The sequence below is a fragment of the Helicobacter cetorum genome (assembly GCF_900198405.1).
GTDB classification, from domain to species: domain Bacteria; phylum Campylobacterota; class Campylobacteria; order Campylobacterales; family Helicobacteraceae; genus Helicobacter; species Helicobacter cetorum_C.
Genome location: NZ_FZMR01000009.1, coordinates 67,705 through 74,111, shown reverse-complemented (window position 1 = coordinate 74,111; position 6,407 = coordinate 67,705). Strand labels below are relative to the sequence as shown.

Genomic DNA, 6,407 nt, shown 5'->3' with positions numbered 1-6,407 from the left:
TATGTAGGGTATTTGTGGGGGTTTTAGGGGGATTGGGAGGGGTTATAACTTTAGATAATACTTATTTGATACAGATTTAATTGTTTTTGGATCTAATGGCATTCTTAATAAAAACTAATTTTTGGAATACTTTTAGCTTGCGTCATTAAAAAGCCGATATAAAGAGACTATAATTTTTTAAGGAGATTTGGGTTTATGCGTGTTACTTTTGGCTCCAAATACAATCAAATGAATAACTACCAAAATGCGTTGCAAAATAAGATTAATGACACTAGCACGCAAATTGCCTCTGGGTTAAAAATTCGCTATGGTTATCAAAATAGCGATATAAACAATCAAAATTTAAAATTCCAATATGAAGAAAACACCTTAGACCAAGGCATTGATGTGGCTCAAAATGCCTATACCTCAACGCTCAATACCGATAAGGCTTTGCAAGAGTTTTCTAAAACTATGGAAACTTTTAAAACTAAGCTAGTCCAATCGGCGAATGACATTCATTCAGAGACTTCTCGCACTGCCATTGCTAATGACTTAGAGCGTTTAAGAGAGCATATGATAAACATTGCCAACACTTCCATAGGGGGGGAGTTTTTGTTTGGTGGTTCTAAAGTGGATAGACCTCCCATTGATAGCACGGGCAAATACCATGGCAATGGTGAAGATTTAAACGCACTGATTAGTTCTAATAACCTTGTGCCTTATAATATTAGCGGGCAAGATCTGTTTTTAGGCACTGATAAGGATAAGCACAAGCTCATTACAACCAACATTAAATTACTCAATCAAAACAAGCTCCACCCTGATACTATGGACGCCTTAAATCATTCTCAGTTACCTGTTGAAGTCTTTATTAAACCTAGCGATACTTTAAGGGAATTAATTGGCGATGATGACAGAGACACCACAAATGACCCTAAGGAATTTTTTTATTTGCAAGGTGTTAGACCCGATGGCTCTAGTTTTAAAGAAAAATTTTCTTTAGATAAGGCGTATCAAAATGAAGAGAGTGCGACTAAAGTGAGTGATTTATTAGATAAAATCGGTCGTGCTTATGGAAACACTTCGCAAAATAAAGTTGTAGATGTGAGTTTGAATGCTTGGGGGCAAATTGAGATTAAAAATCTAACACCCGGGAATGAAAACCTAGACTTTCACTTGATTTCTAGCGATGGGGATTTTAATGATTTGGATAAATTGCGTTCTAGCGGTAAAAGGGTTACTGAATATGTAAAGAGTGCGTTTGTAACCGATAGAAGTTTGAAACAAGTTAAGGCTGTCCAAAGCATGTATAACCCAAAGGTGCTTGAAATTCCTAGCGTGTTCGTTACCAAAGACAATGTTTTAGCCAATAAGAACACCAAGCTAAGCGAGATTTTTGGCGATAGCGTTAAAACGCTTAAGATTAGTAGCAGTCGTGTGATTGCTCAAGGTAATGTAAGTGTTCCTACCTTACCAACTCTTTTAGATGTCTCAACTGCCACGATGAAAGACTTAAAAGACGCTATACAAACACGCTTTAATAACAAGGTAGATGTAGAGATTGAGACTAATGGGCGTTTAAGGATTATTGATAATACTTCTAGGGATTTTCCTATCAATCTTACTTTAAGCGCCTTAGATGAGAATGGTTTAGAAGTCGCTGGCATTCCTACTAATAATGCTAGTGAATACCAAAAGACTTATTTTAGTGTCCAAGGGGGCAAATTAGAAAGCAATGTCGCTCAAATAGCTAATGATAAAGTGGCTAATGGTGCAACCAAGCTTAGCGAAGTGGCTAATGGGAGTTTAGAAAACAGCGTTTTTAACATGAAGTTAAACGATGTTAATGGCTTGCCTTTAGAGGCTCAGTTGGTTTTGGATAGTAAAGGGGCTTATTTGAGCCTGCCTAATGAAGTAAAAATTCCGCTTTATGACCCAAATACCACAGAGGCTCAAGTTTCTAAACCTAATGAAGTAACTTACCGCCAGCTTATGGATGCGGTGAGTATCGCCCTTAATTATAGTAATATTGACCCTACTATTTATGCACAAATCAGTGATAACGCTCCCTCAAAAGAGAGTAAAGAGCAATTTATTGAGCTATTAAAACAAGCTAAAGACAATCTTTCTGTGAATTTAAATGAAGATGGCAAGGTTGTTATCCAAGATAACATGCATTCAATCACTAAAATGCAGTTCATGCTTTTTGATAAAGATGCGAATGATTTTTCTAAAAATGCTTTACATAGCGACAAACCAAGCATTAGATTAAATGCTAATAACGCCCTTATTATTGACAAGCCAAGCGTGAATTTTTTTGAGCAATTAGAAGATGTTATCACTTCTGTAAGAAAGGGGATTTATCGCCCTGATGCTTTAGGGGATATTTATTCAAATGATATGCGTAATTTAGGCATTCAAAATGGTATCACTCTAATAGACCATTTGGCTGACCATGTAGAAAAGATGATTGCCTCAAATGGTGCTCATAGCAAAGCGTTTGAAAATATTATTAGGCGTAATGAAGTCTTAAAAACTCAAGTTCAAAGCATTCGTGGGGAAACTACCGGCACTGATATTGCAGAGACTTACAATAAATTTTCTAATCTCACTAACAATTATAATGCCGTTTTAGCCTCTACAAATAAAATCAATAATTTGTCTCTAACCAATTATTTATAGACCAACTAGCGCTATTGTTTCTTTTTGACATTGGCAGTTGCGTTTGTTTATCTTTTAGCGGTTATTATCCATATAAATTTAAGATTTTTGTGTTAAATTTTTAATCCGTATGGGTGGTGCAAAGCATTTAAGTTTAGTTCTCATTTTTAAAGTTGTATGATTATTTTCTAAAAAAATCATATTTTTGTTTACTTTTTTATTATCATTTATGATATAATTATGAGATAATTAAAATACATAAGGAGTTTGAGATGTTATCTAAAGATACTATCAAGTTATTAAACGACCAAGTTAATAAAGAAATGAATGCCTCTAACTTATATATGAGCATGAGTTCATGGTGCTATACTCATAGTTTAGAAGGTGCAGGACTTTTCTTGTTTGACCATGCGGCTGAAGAATATGAGCATGCTAAAAAGCTCATTGTATTCTTAAATGAAAATAATGTGCCTGTGCAGTTAAACAGCATTAATGCCCCTGAGCATAAGTTTGAAAGTTTAATCCAAATTTTTCAAAAAGCTTACGCACACGAGCAACATATCAGTGAGTCTATCAATAATATCGTAGATCATGCCCTAAAAGGTAAGGATTATGCGACTTTCAATTTCTTGCAGTGGTATGTAGCTGAACAGCATGATGAAGAAGTGCTTTTCAAAGATATTTTAGATAAAATTGAGTTGATTGGCAATGAAAGTCAAGGCTTGTATCTAGCTGACCAGCACATTAAAGGGATTGCTAAAAGCAAGAAAGCATAATAAGGTTATTTAACAGGTGCAGAAACTAGCCGTTTTTGATTTTGACTCCACGCTTGTAGATGCTGAGACCATTGAATGCTTAGCAAGAGCATGGGGGGCGTTTGATGAAGTGAAAAAAATCACTTCACAAGCCATGAATGGCGAGATAGATTTTTACAAAAGTCTTGTTTTAAGGGTATCTAAGCTCAAAAACATGCCCTTGGAATTAGCCAAAGAAGTTTGTGAAAATTTACCTTTATATGAGGGGGCGATAGAATTAATCGATGCCTTAAAGGCAAAACATTACAAGGTGGTTTGCTTTAGTGGGGGTTTTGACTTAGCAACTAATCACTACAGAGATTTATTAAAACTTGATGCGAGCTTTAGCAATACGCTTTGTGTAGAAAACAATAAGCTGAATGGCTTAGTAGGGGGGCATATGATGTTTTCACACTCTAAAGGCGAAATGCTATTAACCTTGCAACGCTTGCTTAATATTAGCAAAGAAAACACTCTAGTAGTGGGCGATGGAGCGAATGATTTGAGCATGTTTAAACACGCTCATACAAAAATCGCCTTTAACGCTAAAGAAATTTTAAAACAGCATGCCACACATTGCATTGAAGAGCCTAATTTGGCGTTGATTAAGCCTTTCATTTAAGATAATTTTTTTAAATCAATTAAGTAAAATTAAAATGTTTAATAGGGCTTAAGTTGTTGCAAGGGGCAATTTGTTTTTGCCCCCATAACTACTACTTTTAAGCTTTAATGTGCCTTTTTATCTTTAATATATTTTTTTAATTCGCCCTTTTTGATATAGGGAATAAACTCTGCATAACCTTCTTTTTCCATATCTTTTAGGGGGATAAACCTTAAAGACGCACTATTGATACAATATCTCAAGCCACCCAACTCTTTTGGCCCATCATTAAACACATGCCCTAAATGCGCCTTACCAATGCGACTTAATACTTCAGTGCGTTTCATGTTAAAGCTCTCATCATTTTCGTATTTCACCACTTCTTTATTGATAGGTTTAGAAAAGCTTGGCCACCCACAACCTGAATCGTATTTATCCGCCGAAGAAAATAACGGCTCACCAGTGGTAATATCCACATAAATGCCCTCTTCTTCCTTATTATAATACTCATTTTCAAAGGCTCTTTCTGTGTGCTTGTTTTGGGTAACTTCATATTGAAGTTCTGTAAGCTTTTTTCTTAAAACTTCATCGCTTGGTTTAGTGTATTTATCACTATCTACAATCACTTCATCAGCTTTTTTCAAATCAATATGACAATAGCCATTAGGATTTTTCTTCAAATAATCTTGATGGTATTCTTCAGCTCTCACATAATTTTTCAAAGGCTCTACTTCAATAGCGATTTTTCCTTTCACTTTCTTTTGCAGTTCTTTTAAGGCATTGTCTATCACTTTTTTATCCCCACTATTCACATAGTAAATGCCTGTGCGATACTGCCTACCCATATCATTACCCTGTTTATTCACACTCACTGGGTCAATCACCTTAAAATAATAGCGTAGCAACTTATCTAAACTGATTTTTTTAGCATCATAGACAACCTTAACGCTCTCAGCATGGTCGCTCTGATGTAATTTCTCATAGCTCGTGCTTTTAGTCTTACCATTAGCATAACCAGAGCTTGCATCTAGAACACCATAAATTCTCTCCATATACGCTTCCAATCCCCAAAAGCACCCTCCAGCTAGATAAATAACCCTTTCATCTACTTTTTGATGTTTGGCATTCTCATGAGCTTGCACAAGGTTGCTTACTAGCAATGAAAAATAAAAGATTTTTACATAATGCCATAGTTTCATAGGTATCCTTATTGCTTGAATTTTTAGCATTATAGGATATTTTAAGGAGCTTTGTGTTGCCTATTTTAAACATTTTAAAATGATAAATTTTTTGATACAATAAAAGATTATTTTTTATAGTATAAAGGAGTTTATGATGATTAAACGAGAGAGAGAGAGAGAGAGTAAAAAGCTTTCTTGAATTATGGGCTGTAGCTTTGAGCATGGGTCTTATAGTAAGTGGTTGCACTTCAATTTATATTCATAAAGCCAAAGTAGCATATGCTAAAGGCGATTGTCCTAATACCATTAAAAATTTGAGAATGCTTACAAGCAATCCGGTAGCACTATATAGTTTAGGTCAGTTGTATAAAAAAGGCGAGTGTGTAGAGAAAAACCCCGAGCAAGCCGAGTCTTATGTAGAAAAAGCGTTTGATAATATCCCCATGGCAAGGTCTATAAAAAAGAAAGCTATTATTCCTAATTAACTTCCTTGCACCAACTAATCGCTTGGACTAAGCGACTAGGCTTATTGTTTATCACTTGAAATAATGCTCTACCTTAAAAGGCTCATTTTCAAAAAGCCCCCATATAACCACTTTTTGAATATCTTTCATTGCGCAAGGTGTAGCGATTCTAAAAAAGGCGTAAATCCATTCATCTTTAGAAAGCATTTTATTTTTTAGAGTTGCAATAATTTTGCCTTTATCTTCTGTGCGAGCTTTTTGCCCTGAAACAAGCCTTTCTAAAGTGATGTTGGGGTTTTGGTCATAGACTTTTGAAAAACCTTCTTGGGTTTTTTCAAGCGTGCTATAACCATTGCATTTACCTTCATTAATCCGCACGCTATAGATTTCAATAGGGCGAATGCTAGGGTATTTGGAAGTGATTTTTAATTCTGTTGGATAAAGATTGGCATGTTCTTTGAAAGCCTTATCCATAGATTTTAGGCTTTCAATTTTTTGAAATTCAAAATCTTTTGGCGTTAAGTTTTTTGCAAAAGTTATATGAAATAGGCACAAGCTTACAACCAAAAGTCCTAAAATCTTTTTATAAGATTGACGAGAAAGGATAAAATTCTGCATAGCTACCTCTTAAATTGCTTTTAAGAGAGATTATAACGCATTTATAGAGAATTGATTGAGCTTAAAAGCTTTAAACCCTTACAATAAAAGGGTTTGGCAAGCAAAA

General features: G+C 34.9%; 7 protein-coding genes. 4 read left to right on the top strand and 3 right to left on the bottom strand.

Annotation, left to right across the window (positions count from 1 at the left end):
* Positions 1-195: 195 nt before the first annotated feature.
* The 3 genes from flgL to serB all read left to right on the top strand — a co-directional run bounded on the left by flgL (position 196) and on the right by serB (position 4,059).
* The gene (gene flgL / locus C6H25_RS03820; protein WP_104748145.1) at positions 196-2,664 is read left to right on the top strand and encodes a flagellar hook-associated protein FlgL; all 2,469 of its coding nucleotides are present in this window, start codon (positions 196-198) and stop codon (positions 2,662-2,664) included.
* A gap of 251 nt (positions 2,665-2,915) precedes the next feature.
* Entirely contained in the window at positions 2,916-3,419 is a 504-nt protein-coding gene (locus C6H25_RS03815; protein WP_104748144.1) for a ferritin, read from the top strand.
* Between the two features lie 16 nt (positions 3,420-3,435).
* Complete coding sequence (serB, locus tag C6H25_RS03810; RefSeq protein ID WP_104748143.1) at positions 3,436-4,059, top strand: phosphoserine phosphatase SerB; 624 nt, start codon at positions 3,436-3,438, stop codon at positions 4,057-4,059.
* A gap of 104 nt (positions 4,060-4,163) precedes the next feature.
* Here the strand turns inward: serB and msrB are convergent, their stop codons facing one another.
* On the bottom strand, positions 4,164-5,237 hold the full coding sequence (gene msrB, locus C6H25_RS03805) for a peptide-methionine (R)-S-oxide reductase MsrB (RefSeq protein WP_104748142.1): 1,074 nt from the start codon (positions 5,235-5,237) through the stop codon (positions 4,164-4,166).
* Complete coding sequence (locus C6H25_RS08755) at positions 5,167-5,442, bottom strand: hypothetical protein (protein WP_199768932.1); 276 nt, start codon at positions 5,440-5,442, stop codon at positions 5,167-5,169. Before C6H25_RS08755 ends, msrB begins: the two co-directional genes overlap by 71 nt.
* On the opposite strand from C6H25_RS08755, the gene C6H25_RS03800 reads away from it, so the two are divergent.
* Positions 5,441-5,704 (top strand): SEL1-like repeat protein, encoded by a 264-nt coding sequence (locus C6H25_RS03800; RefSeq protein ID WP_233707319.1) that lies wholly within the window; start codon positions 5,441-5,443, stop codon positions 5,702-5,704. The genes C6H25_RS08755 and C6H25_RS03800 overlap by 2 nt on opposite strands.
* Before the next feature lie 51 nt (positions 5,705-5,755).
* On the opposite strand, the gene C6H25_RS03795 is transcribed toward C6H25_RS03800, so the two are convergent.
* Positions 5,756-6,301 (bottom strand): hypothetical protein, encoded by a 546-nt coding sequence (locus C6H25_RS03795; RefSeq protein WP_104748140.1) that lies wholly within the window; start codon positions 6,299-6,301, stop codon positions 5,756-5,758.
* Positions 6,302-6,407 lie beyond the last annotated feature (106 nt).

Bases quoted from the DNA above. Each gene is read 5' to 3' on its own strand.
- C6H25_RS03815 (WP_104748144.1), top strand. From the start codon at position 2,916: ATGTTATCTAAAGATACTATCAAGTTATTAAACGACCAAGTTAATAAA.
- C6H25_RS03800 (WP_233707319.1), top strand. From the start codon at position 5,441: ATGGGTCTTATAGTAAGTGGTTGCACTTCAATTTATATTCATAAAGCC.
- C6H25_RS03795 (WP_104748140.1), bottom strand. From the start codon at position 6,301: ATGCAGAATTTTATCCTTTCTCGTCAATCTTATAAAAAGATTTTAGGA.
- flgL (WP_104748145.1), top strand. From the start codon at position 196: ATGCGTGTTACTTTTGGCTCCAAATACAATCAAATGAATAACTACCAA.
- C6H25_RS08755 (WP_199768932.1), bottom strand. From the start codon at position 5,442: ATGCTCAAAGCTACAGCCCATAATTCAAGAAAGCTTTTTACTCTCTCT.
- msrB (WP_104748142.1), bottom strand. From the start codon at position 5,237: ATGAAACTATGGCATTATGTAAAAATCTTTTATTTTTCATTGCTAGTA.